We start from the raw sequence: 26871 nt of genomic DNA, 5'->3' as shown, positions 1-26871 counted from the left end.
GTGTGCATTGACCCGCTCGATGGTTGTTCTAATATTGATTGTAATGTTGCCGTAGGAACTATTTTCTCGATTTACAGAAGAAAATCAACAAACGGAGAGGCTACTTTGCAGGATGTTTTGCAAAAAGGAACGGAGCAGGTGGCAGCAGGTTATGTGATTTATGGATCCTCAACCATGTTGGTGTATACCACAGGTAAAGGGGTAAACGGCTTTACCTTAGATCCTTCCATCGGAGAGTTTTGCTTATCTCATCCAAATATGAAGATACCCCCAAATGGAAATATTTATTCCTTAAATGAAGGGAACTATGTCCATTTTCCGGAAGGAGTAAAAAAATATCTAAAATATGTTCAGGTTGAAGATGCGGCCACCAATAGACCATATACATCGAGGTATATTGGGTCGATGGTAGGCGATATTCATCGAAATTTAATAAAGGGAGGCATATATATTTATCCTACCACTGCCAGATCTCCTAATGGAAAACTGCGGTTATTGTATGAATGTAATCCAATGGCTTTTATCGTTGAACAAGCCGGAGGAGTTGCTTCGGATGGTTTTAACAGGATATTAGAAATAGAACCAACAGAACTGCATCAGCGCACAGCTATATTTATAGGGTCAGAACATATGGTTCATGTTGCGGAGTCATTAATGATGGAATTCTCTTCAGAGAAAAAATCAGATTCCCGTTATGTTTCTGGTACTGAGGCTAAACTAGAACAGATGGGGGTAGTGGGCGGTATAGATTAATAGATGCTTTTTGTTTAATGAAAATATATTAATATTTAATATGTTTGTGCATAGCGATATCTGGTTCTAATAGTTTATAACGATCTGGTATTGCATTATGTAACCAAATTAAACAATGAACATCTTGAACCTCAATTCCGTTAAATTCTTTAAAGGCGGCTTATTGCTTGCCTCATTATTTTTAAGCGCCGTTGTGCAGGCAAAGGTAACTTTACCTTCTGTATTTAGTGATAACATGGTTTTTCAACAAAAAACCAATGTTGCCATCTGGGGAAATACCGATGCAGGAAAAACTGTAAAGGTTACCGCTACCTGGAACAATAAAACTTATACTGCTAAAGCGGGTAGTGATGGAAAGTTTAAGATTGTATTACCGACTCCTTCCTATGGTGGGCCATATAATATCAGTATTTCTGATGGGGATGTTACTAAGTTAAGCAATGTGCTTATTGGTGATGTTTGGATTTGCTCAGGACAATCTAACATGGAAATGCCATTGGCAGGATGGGGGAAAGTTAATAATTATGAGCAGGAAATAAGCGATGCGAATTATCCGAATATCAGATTGTTGCACACTGTTCAGGTAACCAGCAATTCGCCGTTAAAAGATGCTAAGGTATATAATGATGGGTGGCAAGCATGTACACCAAAATATGTTGCGAATTTTTCTTCAGTAGCCTACTTTTTTGCCCGCGAGATCAATAAAAAAACAGGAGTTCCTATTGGATTGATAAATACCTCATGGGGGGGAACTATTGCGGAAGCGTGGACTAGTGCAGGTACACTTAAAACTATACCGGATTTTATGGAAGCAGTTAACAAAATTGAAACTTCCGGTAAAGATAAAGACGCCTCTAGCTTTAAACAGAAATTAGAAGCCTGGCAAAAGCTGGTATTAGATAAAGATGCTGGTATAGCTCAGGGTAAACCTGCATGGTTGGATGCTTCACTTGACGTTTCATCATGGAAAAGCATGGCTTTGCCTTCGTTATGGGAGAAGAGTGGGATGCCTGATTTTGATGGCGTTGTTTGGTTTAGAAAAAATATAACTATCCCTCAATCATGGGCAGGTAAAGAGGTAAAGGTTAATTTGGGTACTATAGATGATAATGACGTTACTTTTTTTGATGGCGAAAAAATAGGTCAAACAGAAGGATTTAATGTGCCACGTGCTTATACTATCCCTGCAAATAAAGTAAAAGCAGGAACATTTGCTCTGGTAGTAAGGGTGTTTGATGGTGCCGGTGATGGTGGTCTTTATGCAGATAAAAATATATTATCACTGGTGTCTGCAAATGGCGAGCGTTTATCGCTTGATGGAGATTGGCAATACAAGGTAGGGTTAAATTTAAAAGACGTAGCGCCTATGCCTGCTTCAAATGATGGCCCTAACAGAGTAACGGTATTGTATAATGCGATGATCAATCCGTATTTGCAATTCCCGATTAAGGGAGCTATTTGGTACCAGGGAGAAAGTAATGCCGGCCGGGCAAATCAATATCGCAAACTCTTTCCTGCAATGATTAAAGATTGGAGAAAAAGCTGGAATCAACCTAACTTTCCTTTTTACTTTGTTCAGCTCGCTAATTTTATGCAAGCAGTAAAGGAGCCAAAGTCGTCTGAGTGGGCAGAGTTAAGAGATGCGCAGCGTGAAACGCTTTCACTTCCAAATACCGGGATGGCCGTTTCTATTGACATAGGAGATGCAGTTGATATTCATCCAAAAAACAAACAGGATGTTGGTAAGCGACTAGCTTTTATAGCACTAGCTAAAGATTATGGGGTTAAAATTCCTTATAGCGGCCCGGTATACCAATCACAAAAAATTGACGGTAATACCATAGCATTAACCTTTGGATCTACCGATGGCGGTTTAAAGGCTAGTGATGGTGGAGAGCTAATTGGCTTTTCGGTTGCGGGTTCCGATCAGAAATTTCATTGGGCTAAAGCTGTAATAAAAGGAAATCAGGTTATTGTTAGTAGCGCTGAAGTGCCTAATCCTGTTTCGGTAAGGTATGCCTGGGCCGATAACCCACAGTGTAATTTTGTAAATGGTGCAGGCCTGCCGGCGTCGCCATTCAGAACTGATAACTGGCCCGAAATCACTTTGGGAAAAAAATAAAGCTTTTACTTAAGTTGTTTGAATCCCCCAGGTTACATTAAAAAATGTGGTCTGGGGGATGTTTTTATGCATAAATTGAAATTTAACACTGAAAAATTTGATTGCATAAAATTAATATGTAACTATGTATGTACAAATAGCATAAATCATTGCTTGTAACGAATCCTAAAACGTCTAATAAATAGCATATATGAGAATAAGAATACTAATGATAACTTGTTTAAGTGCTTTTGCCCTGAGTAAAAGTACGAATGGACAAAGTGTTTTATCCGCCAGTGTGTCTAAAAAAGTTGAATCTATTAAACCTTCCGCAGATTCCGTAAAGGAAATGGCAGAGACATTAATAAAGAAAGGTTTTACAGCCGGAGATGGTTATGGTGAGGTATGGATAAGAGATCTTAATACCTTTTTGACTGTTGCCTGTAAAGTGAATGATAAAGATCTTATAAAAAAACATTTGATTACTTTCTTTCAATTTCAGCAACCAGACGGGGGAATTTTAGACGGCTATATTCCGATAAAAAAAGGCGGTGTTTCATATGATTTTTATCATTCAGCACTTGCACCAGGTTATGCCGGGCATAAAAATACGGTAGAAACAGATCAGGAGACTTCTCTTGTACAAGCCATTGCTAAGTATATAAGAGGTACTGGCGATAAAACCATTTTGAAGGATACCGTTGCTGGGGCATCTGTACAAAAACACCTGGAACAAGCTATGGAGTTTTTGCTTACCAAGCGCTTCGAAAAGAAATACGGATTGGTATGGGGTGCAACAACTGTAGACTGGGGAGATGTTCAGCCAGAACATAGCTGGGGTGTTGTATTAGATTCTAACTCGCACAGAACCATAGATATTTATGATAATGCAATGTTCATAATTGCCATTAATGATTTTCTTGACATGGCAGATTTATCTTCAAAATCACAAAGATATTGGAAAGACATCAAAGGAAGCTTAGCTGCAAATGTTCGTAAACACCTTTGGGATAAAACCCAACAGAAATTTGTACCGCATATATATTTAAATGGTTCGCCATTTCCCGCATCTTTTAATGAATCGGAGATTTATTATCACGGAGGAACTGCAATTGCAATAGAGGCTGGTCTTTTAAGTAAAGAAGAAGTGAAAGCTGCTTACAATAAAATGAAGGAAAATGTGAAGAAAGCCAATGCCGCAACAATAGGTTTAACTATATATCCGGTATATCCAAAAGGGTTTTTTAAAAATACTGGCATGGGGCCTTATTCGTATCAGAATGGTGGAGACTGGACTTGGTTTGGTGGTAGAATGGTGTCTCAACTTATCCGTTACGATCTTCTTGAGGAAGCTTGTGAAGCCATGGCGCCAATGTTAGATCGTGTGATAAAAAACAAAGGCTTTTATGAGTGGTACACACCAGACAACAAACCTCAGGGCTCATCTAGTTTTAGAGGAGAAGCGGGGGTTTTGTGGAGTGCAATTACGGAACTTGAACAGAAGACTAAAAAATAATTTTGACAGCAAATGATGAGTAATTACCGCGACAATTTAAAGGTATTATTGTTAGCGATGCTTTTGAGCTTCGCGGTAGTACCATTGTGTGCCCAGAAGAAAGTGATCTGGGAGATAGGATCTTCGKATAATAAGGATGAAGATATGGCGCTTGCTCCTTCTGGGTATAAGCATTTTTTAGATCATGATTTTGGATGGGAAGACCGGTTTTTTCTTATTGGGTTTTCAAAACCTGAAAAGGATTGGCCATATGTTTTGCCTGGCCCAAAAGATGGTTGGGGAGGCACGGGCAGTACCTCTGGTTTAAGAACTCATACTGCAAACATATTGTTTGGACTAACCAGTTTTCCAGTGCAGGGAGAATGGAATTTTGTTATTGATTTACTGGGCTATCAAGGTGATTCTCCTCCGCTGCTTAAAGTGATCATCAACGGTAAAGCTTTTGTAAAACAGTTGCCAAAGTACAAATCAGGTCGGGTTGTTGAAGGTGATCTGAATGACGCAAAGGAATATAAAATAGAAATTCCGGTTCAATCTGGAATGCTCCGTAAAGGAGGAAACGAGATGGTACTTACTTCACTGGATGGTTCCTGGATGGTATTCGATCAGGTGAGATTGGAAGGCCCTCAGAGTGCAGTGTTGGTTAATAATAAAGCTATCTTTTTAAGGAATGTAAAAGCTGCTGAGTACGAGTTAACCAAGAATGGTAAACAGATTCAGCCATTGCTTGTAGATGCACAGCACCTTTCAGGAAACCCCGAACTTACTGTTAAACTAGACGGGAAACTTCTGTTTAAAGAAAAACTTGATAGTTCCAGATATCAGTTTGAGGTTCCGATGCCTGCTGTAATTACTCCAAAGCAAAGCAGGTACGAGATTTTTAGCAATGGAGTATTGTTGGAAAAGGGGACAGTTAAGCGATCAAAACAACAACAATTTACTTCTGCTGATTATGTAAATACCAGGATGGGTACGGCCCATTCGCGATGGATGATTGCTCCAGGTCCATGGATGCCGTTTAGTATGGTTAAATTGAGTCCTGATAATCAAAATGCCGGATGGACAGCAGGTTATGATCCGTCTTTTGAAAGTGTTGGGGTTTTTAGCCACATTCATGAATGGACTATGGCTGGCCTGGGGATGTTGCCTGTTAATGGTCCGCTAAAAATTAAAGTTGGAGATGAGCGTAAGGCTGGAGATGGTTATCGATCTCAAATTGATAAATCAACAGAGGAAGCGCCTTTAGGTTATTACAAAGTGATGCTTACCGACTATAACATTAAGGCCGAGCTAACGGCTACAACCAGATGCGGCTTTCAACGGTATACCTATCCTAAGGCCGGGAATTCGAGGGTAATGATCGACCTCCAGATCCCTGCAGAATATTCTTATCAATTAAAGGATGTTTCATTAAGAAAAGTAAGCGATTATAGGATAGAAGGTTTTACAAGGCAATTTACACCTAATGCATGGTCTGGTGATGTTAATCAGGATTATAAGATTCACTTTGTAATTGAGTTTGATCAGCCAATTAAAAAATTCGGTACCTGGTTAAACGACGATCTGAGTGAAAAGGATATTCTAAATGCAGGTACGGTTAAAGATGCAGGGGCGTATGTAGAATTTGATACGAGAAAGAACCAGGTAGTGCAAACACGTACAGGAATATCGCTTGTAAGCATTGAGAATGCCTCTCAAAATTTATTGAAAGAAGTTACAGAGCCTTATGGTTGGAGTTTCGACAAAGTTCGCAATGGACAGCGTGATGCGTGGAATAAGCTGATGGGGCGTTTGGCAATTACTACTAACGACAGGCGTGAAAAAGTAAGGTTTTATAGCAACATGTATCGCGCATTGGCTAGTCGTAATACCTGGAGCGATCTGGATGGCAAGTGGGTTGATGCTACACAAAAGATTCAGCAACTTAAGGATCCAAATGCTTTAGCTTTAGGCTGCGATGCTTTTTGGAATACATTTTGGAACCTCAATCAGTTTTGGAATCTTGTTACTCCGGAGTGGTCATCCAGGTGGGTTAAATCACAATTGGCGATGTATGATGCCAATGGCTGGCTTGCAAAAGGTCCGGCAGGAATGAACTATGTGCCTGTAATGGTTGCTGAGCATGAAATTCCTTTGATAGTTGGCGCATATCAGATGGGTATTCGAGATTTTGATGCCCAAAAAGCTTTTGAAGCCGTGTATAAAATGCAAACTACACCTGCCCAAAAAGTAGGATTGGGATTTGCAGGAAACAGAGACCTTTTACCTTATTTAAAACATAAATATGTGCCATACGATCAGGGAAGGTTCTCTAATACGCTCGAATATGCTTATGATGACTGGACTGTATCACAGTTTGCAAAAGCATTGGGTAAAAAAGAAGCTGCAGAAGAGTTTACGCTTCGGGCAAACTATTGGAAAAATGCAATAGATAAGGAAACAGGTTATGCCCGTTTACGTAAGTCAGACGGCTCGTGGTTTCCTGATTTTGACCCTTTTAAGTCAGGAGCCAATGAACAGTATGTAGAGGGGAATGCCTGGCAGCTAACCTATTTTGTGCCACAGGATGTGCCCGGACTGGCTAAGGAAATTGGAGAAGATAAGTTTGTAGAACGCCTGGAGTGGGGTTTTAAGGAAAGCTATAAATTACGCTTTAATGCCCCCGGCGATCAATACTGGGATTATCCGGTAATCCAGGGTAATCAGCAGTCTATGCATTTTGCCTTCCTGTTTAATTGGGTTAAGAAACCCTGGCTTACACAATACTGGAGTCGCTCAATTATAGATCGTTATTACGGGTTTGATGTATCTAATGCATATCTTGGTGATGAAGATCAGGGCCAGATGAGTGCCTGGTTTATTATGGTATCTATGGGACTTTTCCAGACTGATGGTGGCTGCAGCACTGATCCTATATATGAAATTGGAAGTCCGCTTTTTTCTAAAGTAACCATCGGGTTGGGTGAGCAATACGGCAGAGGCAAAACCTTTAGTATAGAGGCGCCAAATGTATCCAGATCCAATAAATATGTACAAAGTGCAACACTTAATGGCAAAGTATTAAACTCATTTAAGTTTCCAGCATCAGAACTGCTTAAGGGTGGTAAGTTAGTACTAAAGATGGGGGCAAGCCCCAATAAGAATTGGGGCCTATAATTTTAGCTTCTTCTGCTCTCTACGGTATAAATAAAGCTATCCGCCTTGTAGTATCCCAGGTTGTATTCTATAGGACGATCTGCCTGATCAAAGACAAAGCGTTTACGGAATAAGATAGGACTCCCAGGTTCTGTTTCGAGCTTTGAGGCAATGAACTTGTCAGCTGCTTTTGCACTGATCTCTTCTTTTGATAATTCCGAAATGATGTTGTAATCGGCTTGCAATATATCATAAAGAGGTCTTTTGAAATCCTCTTCACCTGTTAACCCTGTGCGGGGGTGAAAATAGGAAACAAAATATACAAAAGGGCCTTCAGGTTTGCCTCTTAAACGTTCAAGTTTTAATATTTTTTGATCGGTTTTGATGTTGAAGAAATTGGCAATTACTTCTTCAGGATAAATCCAGCTTACATGTAATTCAAAGTTCTTGATCGGAATGCCCCTGGCTTTCATTTCCTGAGAGAAACTTAGCCAGTTTGCAGACTTAGAACTGATCATGGCATCTGCTACTTTTGTTCCAACTCCTTTTTTACGGATTAACAATCCTYCATATACCAGTTTGTTTAAGGCCTGACGAAGTGTGGTACGGGAAATAGCCAGTTGATTGGCAAGGTCAATTTCATTGGGCAATAATTTGCCGTTTTGAAATTGAGGGTCTGCTATCATTTTACGCAACAACTCTTCTGCTTGTATATGCAGAGGAATGGGACTTTTATGGTTGAGTGCTAATTTCATATTTATATACGGCTTTAAGGTTGCCCTTTATATCTGTTTTTCTCTATTGCAATATTATGAAAATATATTTGCAATGGATTATTAAATCACTATGTTTGTACATATTTGGTTCTTACGTTGGATGTGATTTACCATTATTCGGCTTTTATGGTGATATTAAGCTATTTTTGTTGGTTTTTTATGTTTATACATATGTTTGGTTATTAATAAATAAAGGGTAGTTGAAATTATGATAGAAGCTTCTGAGGCTACAGAAAATGAAAAAATTCAAACTGGCAAAAGTATGAGTGAGTATAAATGGAGAAATAGCACGCAACCATTGTTGCAGCAACACGTATATGAGAGTTCCACAGAAGACAATAGTTACAACTCAATGCCCTATCACAAATTAGGGAAAGGTAAAATATATAGCGGCTTTGGTAGTTTAGTAGCCTGGATCATTGAACAGAAAAACGTGCTCATCGATGGATATGGAGGAGTATTTTTTAGCGATATTCAAGAAGAGGTTCAGAAGAAACTTGAAGAGAACGGTTTTTCTGTAAAATGGCATTTTACAGCAGATTATTTTAAAAGTGAATCCGAAGTAGAGAAAATGGTTAAGCCATTTTTAGGTGGCGCCGAAGATGTGTGGGGATTTAAAACCAACCTTAATCTTAAAGATTTCTTTAAAATTGATGAATTTTTAGCACTCGAAAAAGATGATCAGGCAGACATCAATATTGTAATTGGTATTGGTGCAGGTTTACTCAATTGGGATGCACCGGTGGTGTATTTTGATATCCCTAAGAACGAAATACAATACCGCATGCGAGCTGGGTCAATTGGGAATCTTGGGAATAATTTTAAAGACAAAGCCTTTAAAATGTATAAACGCTTCTACTTTGTAGATTGGGTAGTACTAAACCAACATAAGGCCGAATTGCTTGAAAAGATTGCTATAGTTGCAGATGGGCAAAGAGTAGGTAGGCCAAACTGGTTGTTCAAAAAAGATCTGGTTGATGGATTACATAAACTTAGCCACTCTGTTTTGCGTGCACGTCCCTGGTTTGAAAGTGGCTCGTGGGGAGGGCAATGGATGAAGAAACATCTGCAGGGCTTAAATATCAAAGAGGTCAATTATGCATGGTCATTTGAGTTAATCACGCCAGAGAATGGTATTGTGTTGGAGAGTGACGGAAACTTGCTGGAAATACCTTTTGATCTTTTAATGACGATTGAGTATAAAGCCATACTGGGTGAACATGCCAAACAGTTTGGTAGCTATTTCCCTATTCGTTTTGATTTTCTGGATACTTTTAAAGGAGGTAATCTGTCCATTCAGTGTCACCCATCAAAATCATATATCAGAGAAAAATTTGGAGAGACCATTACTCAGGATGAAACCTACTACATCCTGGATTGCGAGCCAGGTGCAAAGGTTTACCTGGGTTTTCAGGAGAATATAGATCCTCAGGAATTCAGAAAAGCATTGGAACTTAGCCAACTTAAAAAACAAGAGATTTTAGTAGAGAGATATGTACGTAGCTTTCCTTCGCGCAAGCATGAACTATATTTAATTCCTAATGGTACTGTTCATAGCTCCGGGATAAATAACATGGTGCTCGAGATTAGCGCTACTCCATATATTTTTACGTTTAAAATGTACGACTGGCTATCTCTTGATCTTAATGGCGAACCCAGACCGATTAATATAGAGCATGCCTTTAATAACCTTAGGTTTGAAAGAAAAGGTGAAAAGGTACCGAAAGAGCTAATTGCTAAGCAAGTCTTATTTGATAGAGGTGATGATTGGGAAATACTACACTTACCAACGCATAAGGATCATTTTTATGATGTACATCGTATTGAATTTGATACTGAACTGATTATTGATACTGAGGACAGATGTCATGTGTTGATGCTTGTTGATGGCACTTCCATTTCAGTTGAGATTGAAGAGAATGAGACCAATAAATTTCATTATGCCGAGACCTTTATTATTCCAGCGGCAACGCAGAAATATAAGCTGATAAATCATGGAACAGGAAGAGCAAAAGTGATTAAAGCTTTCCTTAAACATGATATTGAATTGTAAAGAATAACCTAACCTAATACCTAACCATTTATAAACCGAGCAAGTATGAATAATAATTATAAAACTTATTTGGGCTTAATTACCCTTGTTGCATCTTTAGGAGGCTTGCTTTTTGGCTTTGATATGGCGGTAATATCTGGAGTATTGCCCTTTGTAGAGAAACAATTTAATTTAACTCCATTACAGGAAGGGTGGTTTGTTTCTTCGGCTCTTGTGGGCTGTATTGTGGGGGTGGCATTTTCAGGAGATTTGAGTGATAGACTTGGACGTAAAAAACTACTCTTCATTTCTGCAATTTTATTCCTTTTCTCTGCCATTGGCTGTTCTTTGGTAACATCTCTTGATTGGTTAATTGCATCAAGATTATTGGGTGGTATAGGTGTTGGTATTGCGTCAATTGTAGTACCCTTGTATCTTTCAGAAATATCTCCGGCAGCTATTAGAGGGAGACTGGTTACTTTTTACCAGCTGGCAATTACTGTAGGGATTTTGATGGCCTATATAACCAATTCAGTGCTGTTAAATTATTCTGAACATCATACAGCGACCTCTGGGTTAATTGATCTTGTTTACATTAAAGAAATATGGCGTGGCATGTTTAGTATAGGTGGGGTGCTTGCCACACTGTTTCTGGTAGGATTGTTTTTTGTACCCGAAAGTCCACGGTGGTTAATAAAAAAAGGCAGAAACCTGGAAGGGTTAGCCATTTTAAAAAGCATAAATAACGGTAAAGAGGAAGCTGTTGAGGCAGCCCTAAGCGGAGAAAAAAATGATGATAACGGCTCGTATAAAGAACTGTTATCACCTAAATTAAGGAAAGCCATGCTGCTTGGTATTTTGCTGCCCTTGTTTTCTCAATTAAGCGGTATAAATGCCATCATTTATTATGGGCCATCCATACTAAATGATGCAGGTATTGCTCTAAGTAATTCCTTTTTAGGACAGATCATATTTGGGGTGGCCAATCTGGTATTTACTTTTATTGCGATATGGAAAGTTGACGATTGGGGCAGGAGACCACTTTATTTAATTGGTACAATTGGGGCAACAATAAGTTTATTTGTTACAGGTTTTCTGTTTTATCTGGGTCTTACCTCGAGTATATTCTTAATTATTAGTGTTACGCTTTTTTTGGCTTGTTTTGCGTTCTCTATAGGCCCTTTAAAGTTTGTAGTAGCATCTGAGATATTTCCAACAAATATTAGAGGCAAAGCCTTGGGCGTAAGTATAATGGTGATGTGGGTGGCCGATACCATAATGGGACAGGTTACACCAATATTATTAAAACAGGCCGGAACACCCGCAACCTTCTGGGTATTTGCCTTTTTCTGTTTAATCGCCTTTTTTGTTGTTTACAGGTTATTGCCCGAAACCAAGGGTAAATCATTGGAAGAAATAGAATCATTTTAGGATGAGAAGAAATAGTAATATCATAATAGCCGCTTTTTTAGCAGTTGCAGTACTATCTTCCTGCAAGGTAAAGAAGGAAGGTGTATTAAAGTATGTAGATTCTGGTATTGGTACTGCCCATAGTCGCTGGTTCTTTTTTACACCAGCTGCTTTACCTTATGGGATGGCAAAACTTGCACCATCAACCAATGGTCATTATGGCAATAAATCGGGATGGGAAGCGGTGGGGTATGATACCAGGCATAGCTCTATAGAAGGATTTGTCCATTTTCATGAATGGCAAATTGGGGGCGTGTCTTTTATGCCTGCAAATGGTCCTTTAAAAGTGAAGCCCGGTGATTTGGAAGGTAGTGAGGATGGTTATCGCTCTCATTTTGATCATAAAAATGAAGTAGCCGAGCCTGGTTACTACAAAGTTGTGTTAGATGATTACAATATTACAGCTGAACTTACAGCAACGGAACATGTTGGGTTTCATCGCTATACTTTTCCTAAAAATGATCAATCGAGGGTTATTTTGGATATCGGGAATAAGCAGGGCGAAAGTGATGAGGTGAAAGACGCAGCTGTACGCATGATTGATGATACTCATTTTGAAGGTTTTGTAACCACATACCCAAAATACATTAAAACTTATGATCCAAAAGGCCAGATTACCATGTATTTCTGGGGAGAAACAAGTCAGAAGCCAATAAAGACAGGTTCTTTTAATGCCGAAGGTATTTCTCAGAACAGCACATCTGCAAAAGGTAAGGGGGCAGGTTTGTTTTTGGAATATAAAACGACCGAAGGAGCTGTTGTGGAGATGAAAGTAGGTTTGTCGTATACCTCAACAGAAAATGCTAAAAGAAACTTCGAGGCAGAGGCAACAAGCCTTTCATTTGACCAGGCTAAGGCAAGAGCTCAAAAAGTGTGGGAGCAGGAACTGGGCAAAATTTATGTTGAAGGAACTGATAAAAACAATAAAGTAAAGTTTTATACCGGCCTGTTTCACGGTTTATTGGGCCGGGGAACTGCAAGTGATGTGAGCGGAACATTCCCTCAATACGGCGGAACAATAGGGCAGTTACCCCTTGATGAAAAAGGGAAACCCAAGTATAATTTCTACAACACGGATGCCATTTGGGGCGCCTTTTGGAACCTTACCCAGCTGTGGGCACTTTCTTATCCGGATAGATATAAAGATTTTGTACAAACTCATTTAGAAGTTTATAAACACAGAGGTTGGTTTGGCGATGGAATTGCAAATGGGCAGTTTGCATCTGGTGTAGGAACAAATTTTATAGGGCTTACCATTGGCGGTGCATATAATTCAGGAATCAGAGATTACGATGTAGATTTGGCTTATAAAGCTGTAAAAGCAAATGAACTGGAATGGGTAAACAGAAATGAAGGTTCAGGAAAAATGGACACCAAGCAATTTATTGAGCGCGGTTTTGTACCTTATGCCGAAGGGGAAACAGATTCATTAGGATCAAATTTTTCTGCATCACACACATTGGAATATAGTTTTAGTGCTTTTGCTGCAGCGCAAATGGCCAAAGCTTTAGGTAAAAAAGACGATTATCAGAACCTGATTAAAAGATCTGATGGCTGGAAATTGCTTTTTAATCCTGAAAATAAATTGATACATCCTAAAAGGGCAGATGGTTCCTTTATAGATAAGTTCGATCCTTACCAGCCATGGAGGGRTTTTCAGGAAGGTAATGCCATTCAATATACTTTTTATATACCTCATAATCCTGCTGGCTTAATCGCTCAAATGGGTAAAACTGAATTTAACAATCGTTTAGATAGTGTTTTTACGGTTGCACAAAAAAACAGTTTTGGAGGTGGTAAAGAGATTGATGCCTTTTCCGGGGTGAAATCAATTTATAATCATGGTAATCAGCCTAATTTACATGTCAGCTGGTTATTTAATTTCTCTGGTAAGCCCTGGCTTACTCAAAAATGGACAAGAGCGATCTGTGATGAGTTTTATGGTACAGAAACCATTCATGGCTATGGCTATGGGCAAGATGAGGACCAGGGGCAGTTAGGGTCATGGTATGTAATGGCAGCGTTAGGTTTGTTTGATGTGAAAGGACTTACCGATCTCCGACCTATAATTGAATTGGGCAGTCCTCTTTTTGAAAAGGCAACAATTACACTGGGTAATAAAAAACAATTGATTATAGAAGCGAAAAATACTTCAGTAGAGAATGTTTATGTGCAGTCGGCCACGTTCAACGGTAAACCATTAAACAATTGCTGGTTATACAGAGATGAGTTGATGAAGGGTGGGAAAATGGTATTAATAATGGGAACGAAGCCTAATCAGCAGTGGGGGGTAGATGTTCCGCCTCCTTCAGCTCAGTAATTTCAAATCTTTAACCATCCAGTGATGCTCATTCTAGGTTGATGTGTGAGCAAAACCTCGTGCATAAGCTCATCGCTTTTAAAAAATACGCCCTTTCTGTTTTCAGGAGATATGTTTTGCAAATGATCATCGTGGTGGATACACAATTCACCCCCATCGGCTAGTATCCAGTTTGTGTTTAAATAGATGATCATTGAATACTTTCTGCTATCGTTATTTTGGAACTGATCAAGATGCTTTTTATAAAAACTACCTTTTTCATATAAGGTATAATGAAACTCGTATCCGGTAATTCCGGTATAACAGGTTTCATTTAAATACTTTACAAACCTGTCCATTAAGATAAAAAAGGCATTTTCACAAGGAGTATCATGGTCGCGGTCTAGCCAATATATACGGTCGCCACGCACTTCAGAATTATGTCTTATTACCTTGTCGTTTCCTGTTCCGGCCGAAAGGAGCATTTTGTTACTGTAAAGAGAAATCAGGTTTTCCTTTAAATCGGCAGCAAGGCCCTCACTTAAAAAGTGATCGGCAATGCCTACGTGTTGGTCTATAAAAGAATCGATCAGGCAATCAAATGTGTTTTTCAAAAGTAGCGGGTTTATACGGGAATAAAACCGCAGGCTGGTGAAGGTAGTCTTTTTAACTGTTAAAAAGCACTATTGCAATTTCAGTAACCCTAAAACTTAGTTTCATTGAGTACTGGATTCTTACTCGCATTAACCTGATACGTAGTTATTTTGCCGGCTTCATCAACCTCAACAATTCTATAGCCTTTATATTGTGTACCCCAGTTACCACCATAATGTGCATCAAAAAAATGAGGTAATTTATTGGTGTAAAATACCGCATCCAAACTATGGTCATGTCCATGAAAAACTGCTTTAACATTATTGTAGCTATGCAGTAGGGTAATGGTTTCAGGGCAATCAACAAATGGACTTTCTGGTACCCAGAAATGCGGAGGTATGTGTAAAACCACCAGGACGGTCTTTAAGTTTTTAAACTTTTCGAGCTCTCGTTTTATAAAATTATTGTCGGGACATATGTATTTACCTTTAGTATCTGAGGTGTTTGCCAKGATAAAACCAACATCATTTTTTTTAAAGGAATAATTATCCTCATAACCGAAAACAGATTTCCAAAGTGCTGCATCAGCAAGGTCGTGATTGCCGGGGATAGCATAAAATGGAACTTGGAGTTTGCTAAAATAGGTTTCCTTTACTTCAGTAAGTAACTCGGGACGGTCATGAACAAGATCTCCATTAAAGATTACAAAATCAAGTGCATTAGTATTATGGGCTTCATTAATCCATTGAACGATATTTTCGTGGTCTTCTTTGTAGTTTGTTCCGGCCTGCCCATAATGGCCGTCTGATGCGATTGCAAAGCGAAGTTTTGCTTTTGCACCCATAGGCAGATTAGTATGGGTTTTTGGCGTTAAGGCCGAAACACTTTTTGAAAGACCTGCTAACAGTATACTTGCAAGGCCACCTTTAAGGAAAATTCTTCTGTTTGACATGGTGAAACTTTAGAAATGATGATATTAAAAATAGCAATAATAAGGTTATTCGGGTTAAATAATTATTACCTGAAGTTATGATTAAGTTAAATGGTTCTTCACAAGATTAGTGTTTCTTCACATATTATTCACGCCTCCTTCACACCAAACCCACAAACGGGTACCTTTTTGTGAAGAATATGTGTAGAATGTGTGAACTATGTGAGGCGCAGTTATAGGCAATAGGTTGTTCTGATATTATTTATATATTAATAAGGATACAAATATTAAACATTTATTTAGTATTTGTATATTTAATGCGCCTAAAGGCATGAGTTCTAAGTTACAAAATAAGAAATGGATAGAAAAGAATTTTTAAAAACAACTGGTCTTGCAGGTGGCACTTTGCTTTTTGCAAGATATCCTGAATTAAGTCCGGCAGATAAAAAAATCAGGATTGGAATGATCACTGATTTGCATCATGATATTATGCATGATGGTATTGAGCGCTTGTCGGCCTTCATTAAAGAAATGAATGCTGAATCACCCGATTTTATCATTCAAGGAGGCGATTTTTGCGTACCTAAGGAAGCCAATGCTCCATTGCTGGATGTTTGGAATCAGTTTAAAGGCGATAAGTTTCATGTTATTGGTAATCACGACAATGATGGTGGATATACACGCGATCAGGTGGTTGAATTCTGGAAAGCAAGATCAAAATATTATTCGTTTGACAAAAATGGCTTTCATTTCGTGGTACTAGATGGCAATGAACATAATGAAAGTCCGGATCGTCCAAAAGGATATGCAAGATATATTTCTCAGACACAATTGGAATGGTTGAAAAAGGATTTGGATGCAACTTCTTTTCCGACTGTTATCTTTTGCCACCAGGGAATAGACAACGATTCCGGAGGATTAGAGAATGGAACTTTACTGCGTTACACCTTTGAGCAAGCCAATGAAAAAGCAGGCAGACAAAAGGTTATTCTGGTGGTCAGTGGACACCACCATCAGGACTATTACAATCATATTAATGATATTCATTATGTGCAGATCAATAGTGCATCCTACCAATGGCTTGGAGATGATTACAAAGAGGTAAGGTATTCTGCAGAGATTGATAAGGCTAAGCCTTATATCAAATATACGGTGCCTTATAAAGATCCGCTATGGGCGATGATTGAAATAGAGCATAATGGCAGAATTAGGATAAAAGGTAAAAAGACTGTTTTTGTGGGTTCCTCGCCCGAAAAACTAGGCGTAAAAATGGAGACTTACATTTATCCGATTGTTCCATATATATCCGACAGGAAATTGGGGTAAATAAATTCAAACACATAAATGAAAAGAAGAGATTTAATTAAATCACTTGGAGTTGCAGCAGGAACAATTGCATTGAGCAGTGTTGCAGAAGCATCAATTGCAGCTCCCATAAAGAATAAGGCTTTAAAAATCGCACACATCACTGATGTGCATATCAGACCGGAACATAATGCAGTTGCCCGTTTTAAGAAATGTCTGGAAATGATCAAAAAAGACAAGGTTGATCTTATTCTTAATGGGGGTGATTCTATTTATGCTGCGGATTACGACAACATTACCAAAGATAGGGTAGAGCAACAATGGGCTTGCTGGAATGAAAGTGTTCAAGTGGTTAAAGGTATTCCTATGCACCATGTATTGGGAAATCATGACATGTGGTGGCAGGGTAAGGATGATGAGCTGGGAGGTAAAGCAGGGGTATTAAAGATGCTGCAAATGGAGCATAATTATTACAGCTTTGATAAAAATGGCTGGCATTTTATTATGCTGGACAGTAATCATCCTACAAATCCGGGAATGCTGGATGATCAGCAGTGGAATTGGTTTGTACAGGATGTACAGAAGAACAGTCAGGATAAGTCTACACTGATCATGTCGCATTATCCTTTATTGAGCTGTACAGGCATTGTAGATAATAAACCAGATTTTAGAGGTCCGTTTAAAGTTAGCGGCAGCTACAATCATCTGGATATTATGAAATTTATAGAAGTTTTTAATAAGAATAAGAACATTAAACTTTGCTTAAGCGGACATATTCATTTGCTTGACAAAGTTTGGTATAATGATGTGGCTTATTTGTGTAATGGTGCTACAAGTGGTTTTTGGTGGGAACCGGGTGATGATGGTAAAAGTGCCTATAAGCAAACCGTTCCCGGCTATTCTCTTTTAAATCTTTATGCGGATGGAAGTTTTGAGCATGAATATATTAAGTATGAAGCGGTTTAAGCTGGAATGAAACATCTGTATATGACATTTAAATAGATAAAAAGATGTATTTTTGCGAAAACATGTTATGGGAAAAGTATCAGCCTTCGGTCTATTTGCAATATGCTCAATTTTAGTTTTCAGTTGTAACAACAAAGTCCCGATCGTTTCTGAGAAAGCCCCGGTTAAAGAAGAAATACTCCCACCTTCAATTCCTGAAGGTGCAGTAATACCTGCTTTTAATGGGAAAATTGAAATAAAAGTTGTGTTTGCTGACAATCCAACTTCAGCAAGTGCAAGTTTCCCCAAACTGAAATATAATAAAAGTAAGGCAATACTTATGGAGTTTGATGATGCTGCCTTAACCGTTACAAATGCTTATCAAAAACTATCAAATGCCTTTTACACTGATGGCTGTGGTAATAAAAAGAATTATAGTTTAGGCTTAGCCGTGAATGGCAAAAATCAGTATAATAATAAGGAAATTGGGCTGTACACTGATTTTGCAGCTACATATACACAACGATTACCATTGATACAAAAAGGTATGGACATAATGAACCATTCCTATTATCACAATGAAGATGGAAATTTTAATAACGGTAGTGATCGTGTGAAGAACGTCCGTGACCTGGATGAAATGATATTGTTAAATGAGAGATATAAAATGAATACACTTGTTGTGCCAAGTAACTATGTGGGGTTTCATAAAGCGGCGTCTGCTTATGGTTATATTGGTGGTTCATCGCAAGGGACATTTGATGATTTTGTGCAAATTGGAAAGTATAATCCTAAGAATAAGTTAAGTGATATAAAACCATTTAATTATCTAGCTATAAGAAGAGCATTTAGTGATGATTGGTCAAATAATGGTGCCCAGTGGGAGTTGGCTAATTCATTGTTTACAGGCAATACTTTTGATTTCTTTGAGATAGGTACTCACGGAATCAAAGACCCTAAAGCCGTGCAAAATTTTAATCAGTGGATTGATAATATCGTTTTAAAAGCTAAAGATGTAGCGATATTTTGTAGCTTGAGAGAGTTTTTAGAATATCAATATATTAAAGATCACGTAATAAAAAAGGAGACGATTGCAGGCAAAACCCTTACCATAAGCTTGGATTACGCTGCGGTTCTTAATAAGAATATATCATGGTATGATCTTTCATTGCTGGTTAATTCTGACAAAGCAATTTCTTCTGTAAGCATAAATAATGCAGATTTTGCTTTGGCATTTAACAAAACCAGCAAGTTAATAAACATAAATAAAAGGAAGATAAAGTGGTGAGACCAACTCTAATCATATTTTAGCGCTTCTACCGGGTTAGCAGTAGTCATTTTATAGGTCCTTAGTGCTACAGTGAGCACAATGATTCCAATAGAACCCAGTGCCGCAAGTACGAATGGTAACATTGGCAGGTCTATTTTATAGGCAAATCCCTGTAGCCAGCGATTTAACAAAATATAGGCTAAAGGCCAGGCTATAAGATTGGCTATGACGATCATCTTCATGAAGGATTGATTGAGAACGCTAATGAGTTCAATTGTAGTAGCGCCCAATACTTTTCTAATTGCCATCTCTTTGGTGCGCTGAACAGCTACAAATGAGATGAGTGCGAACAGGCCAAAGCAAGAAATAAATATAACCACTGATGTAAAAAAGCTCAATAAAACAGCTGTTTTTTCTTCGACGATGTAGTAATTGGCAATGTATTCATCATAATAGCTTGGCTCATAAAATTGATCAGGAAAAGTTGATTTGAAATCTGCCCCTATTTCTTTAACAGTTTCTTGCATATGGAGAGGATTAAGCTTCACAAATGCACTTGCATACTCTTCTTTACTTGTATAAAATATGACTGGAGAGATATCTCCATGCAGACTGAGGTTGTTAAAGTCTTTTACCACTCCAATTATTTGGGCTAATGGCCTTTTGTTTAGCTGGATATATTTTCCTAGCGCATCTTTAGGATCTTTAAGATGAAGTTTGTGCAGCAATGTTTCGTTTAATATATAGCCATTCACCGYATCGCTTTTGGACAAAGGTTTTCCTGCTATCATTTTCAAACCAAATATTTTGAAGTAATCCTCGTCAGCCGGTTTATTACAAAGCAGGAAATCTGTTTTCTGAGAAGAATTATTGAAGTAGAAACTGGTAAAGTTATTAGAAGAGGTGCTTGGAGGCGTATAGGCATAGGTTACCATTTCTACTCCACTACGTTGCAATAACTTTTGTTTAAAAGTATCAAACCTGGTTTTGCTAATRGAGTCTGTCGGGACATCCACCTGTAAAATGGCATTGTTATTAAATCCAAGTGACTTATTTTTAAAGTAATCGATCTGTTTCAGTACTACAAGAGTTCCGATAATGAAAATCAATGTTATTGTAAATTGAAAAATTAAGAGGACACTTCTTAGACTCCAGATCCCTTTATTTCCTTGTGAGATTTTATTTTTGAGGGCATTTATTGGGTTGTATCCAGATACGAAAACGGCGGGATACAGACCCGCAAGGAAACTAACCGCCAGCCAAAGGATAAGTATAAAGGCGAGGATAACAGGGTATTGAAGGATATTGAATGGAATTTGCTGACCGAGAAAATTTCCTACCGCTGGCAGTGCAATCTCAGTAGCAATACAAGCTATTGTGATAGCTACAAACGTGATTACAAAAGTTTCGGCTAAAAAACGAAACAGAAGTTGTTTGCGATTGCTGCCTAAGACCTTACGGATTCCTACCTCTTTTGAACGGCCAATTGCCTGTGCGGTTGCCATGTTAATAAAATTGATGCAGGCAATTAACAAGATCAGCGATCCTAATATCCTCAAAGAATTAATCTGCAATGGGGTGTATCGCCTGGGTGAAAAATTACCAAACTTGCTATCTAAATGTACGTCAGAAAAGGGTTGAAAGAGATGTGTATTCGAAAGCGGATCTTTTGCATCATAATATTTTTTGGTATACCCATCCAGCTGAACTTGCAATTGCTTAATATCAGTATTAGGTTTTACCATCACATAGCAATTATGACCCATGTTTACCGAGTTCCAGCGCATACTTGTGGCATTTCCAAAGTTTTGATAAGAGATGACAAGATGGATAGGGAAATCAGTATTTTTTGGCAGATCTTTTATGATTCCGGTTACCTCGTAAAAAGTTTCATCACCGCTGAGCTTAAGCTTCTTACCCATAGCATTTTGCCAGTTGCCAAAGTATTGTGTTGCCGTACTTTGTGTAAGTGCGATATGATTGGGGGCATTTAATGACGCTGGTTCACCCAACACCCAGGGGAAATTAAAGATATCAAAAATGGCTGGGTCGGTATAAAATGCAGTTCCGTACTCTTTATAGTATTGTTTTGTCGACCTATCTTCTCCTACAACCTCTACCAGATGATAACCCTGTACAAGATTTGCAACTTTCTCTAATTGAGGGAAGTCTGTGCGTAATGCGCCGGCCATTGGTACAGGAACACCCATCATAGGGACTTTTCCTTCTGTACCGTTACCGAGGGAAACTACCCTAAAAATCCTGTCTGCATTTGGATGGAAATTATCGGCACTCAGATATTGTCGTATAAAAAGGAATATGATCAGTGCGCAAGTCATACCTATGGACAGGCCAACCGTATTTATAAAGGTATAACCTCTGTGTTTCCAAAGATTTCGTAAGGCAATTTTAATATTGATATAAAACATCTCCAATCATTTTCCTGTAAATAGCTAAGCATGTGCCAATTTAAGATTTTAGCTTAATGTGTTGATTGTTAATTAATTATAAATTATTTTTTTGCCTTCTCTGTTCATAAGCGAACAGACGTGTTCTTAAGTGAACAATACTGTTACTTTTAGTTGGTGAAATGATCGAGGCTTCTTTTTGTATATTTAGCCAAAGTATTTCTACTATGAACAAAGTCTTTTCGATCGTTTTTCTGCTAACAGCATTTTCATTGAACCTAAACGCGCAACAGACCGAAAAGGGTAAGGTCTCTGAAACGTTTATGAATCCGCTTCGTAAGGGAGCTGACCCATACATTACAAAACATGATGGTAAATACTATACGATTTTCAATGAAAAGGGTGGGTTTGCCGTTACAGAATCAAGATATCTGACAAAATTCGAAAAGAAAGAGGTAGTATGGACTCCGCCAGAAGACAAATGGAATAGCTATAATCTTTGGGCCCCGGAAATTCATCATATAGATGGTAAATGGTACATTTATTACGCAGGCTCTGTGCATAAGGGAGCTCCTTATTATGCGCAAAGGGCAGGAGTACTGGAAAGCGACAGCCCGTTTGGCCCTTATACAGATAAGGAAAGGCTGTACACAGGTGATGATCCTAATCAAAAGAAAGACAATTGCTGGGCTATAGACATGACTGTTCTGGAGTTAAATGATAAGAAATATGCCGTTTGGTCTGGTTGGGAAACACTTCACGACCATCATGATGTAGATCAGAATCTCTATATCGCAGAAATGATAAATCCATGGACGCTTGGAAAACGTGTGTTATTGTCAAAGCCAGAACTCAACTGGGAAAAGGGTGATAATATCGTGTTGCAGGAAGGACCCCAAATATTAAAACACAATGATGATGTGTTTGTTATTTACTCTACCCGAGGCTCATGGACTGAGCACTATAAATTAGGGCAGCTTCGTTTAACAAAAGGTAAAGATCCGCTGAGCCCCTCATCGTGGATAAAATCTTCAAAACCTGTTTTCCAAGGTACTTCTACAGTTCATGGATTAGGACATGCAAGTATGACAACTTCGCCTGATGACAGTGAATATTGGATTTATTACCATTCCAAAGCCGCTTTGGATGGGGGTTGGGATAACAGAGAGGTATATCTGCAGCGATTTACTTTTGGAAAGGATGGAAATCCTGTGTTTGGCATTCCTAATGGAAGGGGAGCGGTGAAGCGACCTTCTGGGGAAGTAAAGATTGAACAAGCACTCCAAAGGTAAAGCTCATTTTGAGATTGATCTGTCTGATCCTATACTATATTATTTTCAATCGCTCTTCTTCTAAATCAATTTGATACAATTGCTGACGAATGATTTCTTCATCAACCTTGGGGTCTTTATTGAGTTCGACAAGGTACTGACGTTGGCTTTCGAGTACTTCTACAAAAATTACTTTCATCTTTTCGTTCATCCAGCTATCATCTGCAGACTTTGCTCTTTCTTCCCATTGTTTAAGGAATTTCTCCATACCGGCGTGGCCAATTAGTTCGTTGTCGTATTTATCTTTAAGGAATTGATATACATGTTGCTTTAGTCCGTGTTTCATTGTTTTTCTGGCCAATTCTTCCCCTTCTTCATTAAATATTGAACCGAAAAGATTGGTGCGGCTTATAAAATATGGGAGGGTAAGCCCTTGTACCAGAAGCGTAAGTAATATCACTACAAAAGTGATGAACAAGATCAGGTTTCTATATGGAAATTCTGCACCATTATCTTGTGCTACGGGAATAGCTAAAGCAGCAGCCAGTGAAACTACACCCCGCATTCCTGTCCAGCCCAGCAACAATGGCATCAGCCAACGTCTTCTTACCGAAGATGCGTGAGGTCTTACGCTTGGACGAAAAATAATTGTGGCTACCAACGCGGCATAGGAGCTTAATATTCGTGCAGCGACCAATATTCCGGTTACCAGCAATCCGTAGCCAATGGCAGTGCGTAAAGGAATGCCTTTTGAATGCAGACCATCTACGATTTCGGGAAGTTCCAGGCCAATGATCAGAAAAACAATACCATTCAAAATGAACACAAAGCTCTCCCATACGCTATACCCCTTAATACGGCTGGAACTGTTTAAAAAGATCATTCTTCTGGTCGACATGAACAGACCTCCGCTTACAACAGCCATTACACCAGAGCTGTGGACTTGTTCCGCAATCCAGTATATAAAATAGGGTTCAATAAGTGTAAAGACTATGTCGGAAGGTGCATCAGTAGGTAAACGTTTATGTGCCTGCACGAATAACCAGCCCAATGACAGGCCAATCCCAACACCGCCGATCACCATCCACAGAAAGCTTAGTGCTGCCTCTTGCCAGATGAATTGACCCGTACCTACCGCAACCAGCGCAAAGCGGAAGATAATAAGCGAAGAGGCGTCATTTAACAGGCTTTCTCCTTCTAAAATAGCAGAAGTAGACTTTGGGATTTTTACAAATTTTGTAATGGCTCCTGTACTTACTGCATCGGGTGGTGATACAATGCCACCTAATAAAAAACCCAGCGCAATAGTAAAGCCCGGAATAAGATGATTAGTGATTAATGCTACCGAAAGTGCTGTAAAAAACACCACCAGAAATGCAAAGCTGCCAATAATGCGCCACCATTTTTTCATCTCTTTGAACGAGATGGACCAGGCTGCCTCCCAAAGTAGTGGTGGAAGAAATATGAAAAAGATAAGGTCTGGATTAATTCTCACTACAGGCAATCCTGGTATAAAGCTTATCAGCAGCCCTGCTACCACCAATAGTATAGGATATGCGATCTTTAGTTTATTAGCCCACATATTCAATAATACAATAGCGGCTATCATGGCCAAAAAGAAAGGTAAAATGGTATGCATGACTGGTATTTAAGGTTGTTCAGTTTCTTAATGCATCAAGTTATAAATTCTCCTTCAGAATTGAGATATACTCTGGCTGAATTTCCGAATTTGAGTTATAAACCAAATTAAAAAGTTGCCTATAGATAATTTTGACGTGATAACCCCCTAAGATAGTCGCTTTTGCACATCACTTGACGCTATATTAGTTCCCATCTTTGTATTATAGATCAATCAGATCAACTTAGTTGAGCGAATCTTTGAAAAAAAAAATCAATAAAGAATAGTAACTATAAACATAATTATCAACTTATCTTCCAATGAAAAACAATATCAATCCGGCATTACAAGAGTTAAAGCAATTTATTGGCACATGGGAAATGGAAATATCAAATGCATCTTTCTTACCGGATGCCAATGCAATTATTACGGCAAGAGCATCCTTTGAATGGTTTGAAGAAGGTGAATTTTTAATTTTGAGGCAGGGTACAAAAAATATGGAAACGCCGTGGGCGATATGGTTTATTGGTCATGATAAAGATGCACAGAACTACACCGTATTTTACATAGATGATCAGCAATCTTCTCGGGTATATGAAATGAGTTTTGAAAATAGAATATGGAAGATATGGCGCAATGGACCCCAATTTATACAACGCTTTACAGGTGAGATCAACAAAGATAAAAACATCATCTCGGGATACTGGGAGAAGTCCGTAGATGCTAAAAACTGGGAGCACGACTTTCACCTCACTTATAAAAAAGCCTAATAGAATCAAAAAACTTGTTCTAACTATAACCACGTTAAGTGATATACACACGCAAGTGTGCGAAAAGTAGTCATATAGTGATTGCGTTGTGGTTATCAATTGTGGATGTGAAGGTGGATGACAGAGGTTCACATTCGATATGTCTTACCTGTGGCAATGTAACTGGCTGATTGCTAACAGGCAAGTTTTGGGGTTGATCCCCTTTTGGGCATAAAAAAACCCTTTAAAGTAAATTAAAGGGGTTTAAAACTATCTGGGTTGTTTATGGTACAAATTTCATCCCGGTTTGTGGCTGATTTGAAGCGGTTGGCAGATTTAAAAAGAAAAATGGATGAAATGGACGAGCTTGGAAAGCTGTTAAAATCCTAAGCTATTTTTGTCCACGAAAATGATTTTGAGCTGGCCTTACATTTATCACTACTAGAGAAGTTCAAAATCTCTAATAGTTTATTTTTTCAAAAGTTCAAATAGCTCTATATTGATATATATAGTTTCCTTCCAGACTTTTTTAGAATGCAATATTCCGATCTTTTCTAATCCGTTAAGGTATTTGGAAGCTGTTATCCTTGAAACGTTAAGTCGATCAATAACAAATTCTATTTTACAGTATGGTTGCTCAAATAACAACTCTAATAGTTCTTTATTGTAAAGCTTGGGCGCCTTCTCTTTTATTCCATTTTGTAATTTCAAAAAGAGCTGATTGATTGACTTAATTTGATCAGTGGTTTGTTTAGAAATTTCTTCTATGGCTTTTAGAATAAATAATATCCACTCTTCCCAATTGTCCTTTGTCTTCACTTCTCCAAGTAATCTATAATAATCAGGTTTATGTTTTATGATATAATCACTTAAATAAAGTACGGGACTGTCTAAAAGCTCATTCAGGCACAAATAAAGAACATTAATAATTCTTCCGATCCTGCCGTTACCATCATAAAATGGGTGTATGCTTTCAAACTGGTAATGTTGAACTGCCAACTTAATCAATGGAGAAAGTACATCGGGTTCATTTATATACTCCTCTAAGTTTTTCATTAACGCAAGGATTGTATCATAATCATCCGGCGGAGTGTAAATGACTTCACCAGTAACAGCATTTTTTAATGAGGTTCCAGGCAATCTTCTAAGTCCTGCTTTATTCTCTTCCAGTATTTCCTGTATAGCCAATACTCCGTTTGTATTCAAAAATCCCTTTTGAACGATCATTTTAAACCCGGCGAGCATAGCTTCCCTATAGCGTAAAACTTCCTTGGTAGCATGATCTATTTGTGAGCCACTTGCAGACAATGCTTGATAGAGCCTATCATGAGTTGTAATTACATTCTCAATTTCAGAACTCATGCGAGCTTCTTTGAGTATTACAGCATTCAGAAGTATAGAAGGATTAGGGAGTGTATAGGCTAGTCCTTTTAATTCGGAAAGGGCTATTGAAGATTGGACGACTTGCCTTAAAACAGGAATTGTCTCCACTTTAATTTGATCAGGGGGCAGCGGAGGCAATTCATTAAAAGGTACATCACTTCTCAATTTGGCCAATTTCTTCATACAAAGTTTTTATATATGAGACTCTTATCATGTAAAGATAATTTAATTTTTTATACATGACAACTTAATCATGCAAAGATTATATACATGATGTTTTGATGATTATAAAAGATACCGATCCAACCCATAGAT

18 protein-coding genes are annotated in these 26871 nt (G+C 38.4%); 12 read left to right on the top strand and 6 right to left on the bottom strand.

Annotated features, from left to right (window positions below):
- From fbp to AC1DG9_RS09320, 4 genes are all read left to right on the top strand, one after another.
- On the top strand, positions 1-753 hold a 753-nt coding region (fbp, locus tag AC1DG9_RS09335; protein ID WP_477634539.1), incomplete at its 5' end, for a class 1 fructose-bisphosphatase.
- 115 nt (positions 754-868) lie between these two features.
- A complete protein-coding gene (locus tag AC1DG9_RS09330) occupies positions 869-2875 on the top strand; it encodes a sialate O-acetylesterase (protein ID WP_288882304.1) in 2007 nt (668 codons plus the stop codon).
- Positions 2876-3065: 190 nt separating this feature from the next.
- Complete coding sequence (locus AC1DG9_RS09325) at positions 3066-4370, top strand: glucosidase family protein (protein WP_288882306.1); 1305 nt, start codon at positions 3066-3068, stop codon at positions 4368-4370.
- A gap of 12 nt (positions 4371-4382) precedes the next feature.
- On the top strand, positions 4383-7526 hold the full coding sequence (locus AC1DG9_RS09320) for a GH92 family glycosyl hydrolase (RefSeq protein ID WP_477634538.1): 3144 nt from the start codon (positions 4383-4385) through the stop codon (positions 7524-7526).
- A 2-nt stretch (positions 7527-7528) separates the two neighbouring features.
- On the opposite strand, the gene AC1DG9_RS09315 is transcribed toward AC1DG9_RS09320, so the two are convergent.
- Positions 7529-8260 carry a GntR family transcriptional regulator gene (locus tag AC1DG9_RS09315; protein ID WP_477634537.1) on the bottom strand — a complete coding sequence of 244 codons (732 nt, stop codon included), beginning with the start codon at positions 8258-8260 and terminating at the stop codon, positions 7529-7531.
- Between the two features lie 229 nt (positions 8261-8489).
- Here AC1DG9_RS09315 and AC1DG9_RS09310 point away from each other — a divergent pair, with 229 nt between their 5' ends.
- From AC1DG9_RS09310 to AC1DG9_RS09300, 3 genes are read left to right on the top strand one after another with little or no spacing between them, the layout of a single operon-like run.
- A complete protein-coding gene (locus tag AC1DG9_RS09310) occupies positions 8490-10334 on the top strand; it encodes a class I mannose-6-phosphate isomerase (protein WP_172663837.1) in 1845 nt (614 codons plus the stop codon).
- A gap of 45 nt (positions 10335-10379) precedes the next feature.
- Positions 10380-11744: a sugar porter family MFS transporter gene (locus AC1DG9_RS09305; RefSeq protein ID WP_477611735.1), complete on the top strand. Its 1365-nt coding sequence runs from the start codon at positions 10380-10382 to the stop codon at positions 11742-11744.
- Position 11745: 1 nt separating this feature from the next.
- Positions 11746-14103: a GH92 family glycosyl hydrolase gene (locus AC1DG9_RS09300; protein WP_477634536.1), complete on the top strand. Its 2358-nt coding sequence runs from the start codon at positions 11746-11748 to the stop codon at positions 14101-14103.
- Positions 14104-14105: 2 nt separating this feature from the next.
- Here the strand turns inward: AC1DG9_RS09300 and AC1DG9_RS09295 are convergent, their stop codons facing one another.
- Complete coding sequence (locus tag AC1DG9_RS09295; protein ID WP_288882310.1) at positions 14106-14696, bottom strand: 2OG-Fe(II) oxygenase; 591 nt, start codon at positions 14694-14696, stop codon at positions 14106-14108.
- 89 nt (positions 14697-14785) lie between these two features.
- Positions 14786-15628 carry a metallophosphoesterase family protein gene (locus tag AC1DG9_RS09290; protein WP_477634535.1) on the bottom strand — a complete coding sequence of 281 codons (843 nt, stop codon included), beginning with the start codon at positions 15626-15628 and terminating at the stop codon, positions 14786-14788.
- 336 nt (positions 15629-15964) lie between these two features.
- Between AC1DG9_RS09290 and AC1DG9_RS09285 the strand changes: the two genes are divergently transcribed.
- The 3 genes from AC1DG9_RS09285 (at position 15965) to AC1DG9_RS09275 (ending at position 19145) form a co-directional block, all read left to right on the top strand.
- A complete protein-coding gene (locus AC1DG9_RS09285; RefSeq protein ID WP_288882312.1) occupies positions 15965-16933 on the top strand; it encodes a metallophosphoesterase family protein in 969 nt (322 codons plus the stop codon).
- An 18-nt stretch (positions 16934-16951) separates the two neighbouring features.
- Positions 16952-17878 (top strand): metallophosphoesterase family protein, encoded by a 927-nt coding sequence (locus AC1DG9_RS09280; protein WP_337715198.1) that lies wholly within the window; start codon positions 16952-16954, stop codon positions 17876-17878.
- Positions 17879-17945: 67 nt separating this feature from the next.
- On the top strand, positions 17946-19145 hold the full coding sequence (locus AC1DG9_RS09275; RefSeq protein WP_288882315.1) for a polysaccharide deacetylase family protein: 1200 nt from the start codon (positions 17946-17948) through the stop codon (positions 19143-19145).
- A gap of 8 nt (positions 19146-19153) precedes the next feature.
- Here AC1DG9_RS09275 and AC1DG9_RS09270 read toward each other — a convergent pair whose 3' ends face one another.
- The gene (locus AC1DG9_RS09270) at positions 19154-21556 is read right to left on the bottom strand and encodes an ABC transporter permease (protein WP_477634534.1); all 2403 of its coding nucleotides are present in this window, start codon (positions 21554-21556) and stop codon (positions 19154-19156) included.
- Between the two features lie 206 nt (positions 21557-21762).
- Between AC1DG9_RS09270 and AC1DG9_RS09265 the strand changes: the two genes are divergently transcribed.
- Entirely contained in the window at positions 21763-22827 is a 1065-nt protein-coding gene (locus tag AC1DG9_RS09265; protein ID WP_172663828.1) for a glycoside hydrolase family 43 protein, read from the top strand.
- 34 nt (positions 22828-22861) lie between these two features.
- Here the strand turns inward: AC1DG9_RS09265 and AC1DG9_RS09260 are convergent, their stop codons facing one another.
- Positions 22862-24445, bottom strand: coding sequence for a Na+/H+ antiporter (locus tag AC1DG9_RS09260; RefSeq protein WP_288882319.1), 1584 nt, complete (start codon positions 24443-24445; stop codon positions 22862-22864).
- Positions 24446-24744: 299 nt separating this feature from the next.
- Between AC1DG9_RS09260 and AC1DG9_RS09255 the strand changes: the two genes are divergently transcribed.
- Positions 24745-25194 (top strand): hypothetical protein, encoded by a 450-nt coding sequence (locus tag AC1DG9_RS09255; protein WP_172663826.1) that lies wholly within the window; start codon positions 24745-24747, stop codon positions 25192-25194.
- Between the two features lie 447 nt (positions 25195-25641).
- Here the strand turns inward: AC1DG9_RS09255 and AC1DG9_RS09250 are convergent, their stop codons facing one another.
- Positions 25642-26739 carry a Fic family protein gene (locus AC1DG9_RS09250; protein ID WP_288882320.1) on the bottom strand — a complete coding sequence of 366 codons (1098 nt, stop codon included), beginning with the start codon at positions 26737-26739 and terminating at the stop codon, positions 25642-25644.
- Between the last annotated feature and the right edge of the window lie 132 nt (positions 26740-26871).

Source organism: Pedobacter sp. 05L430, assembly GCF_056397585.1.
This window is presented reverse-complemented; position numbering and strand designations above follow the sequence as displayed.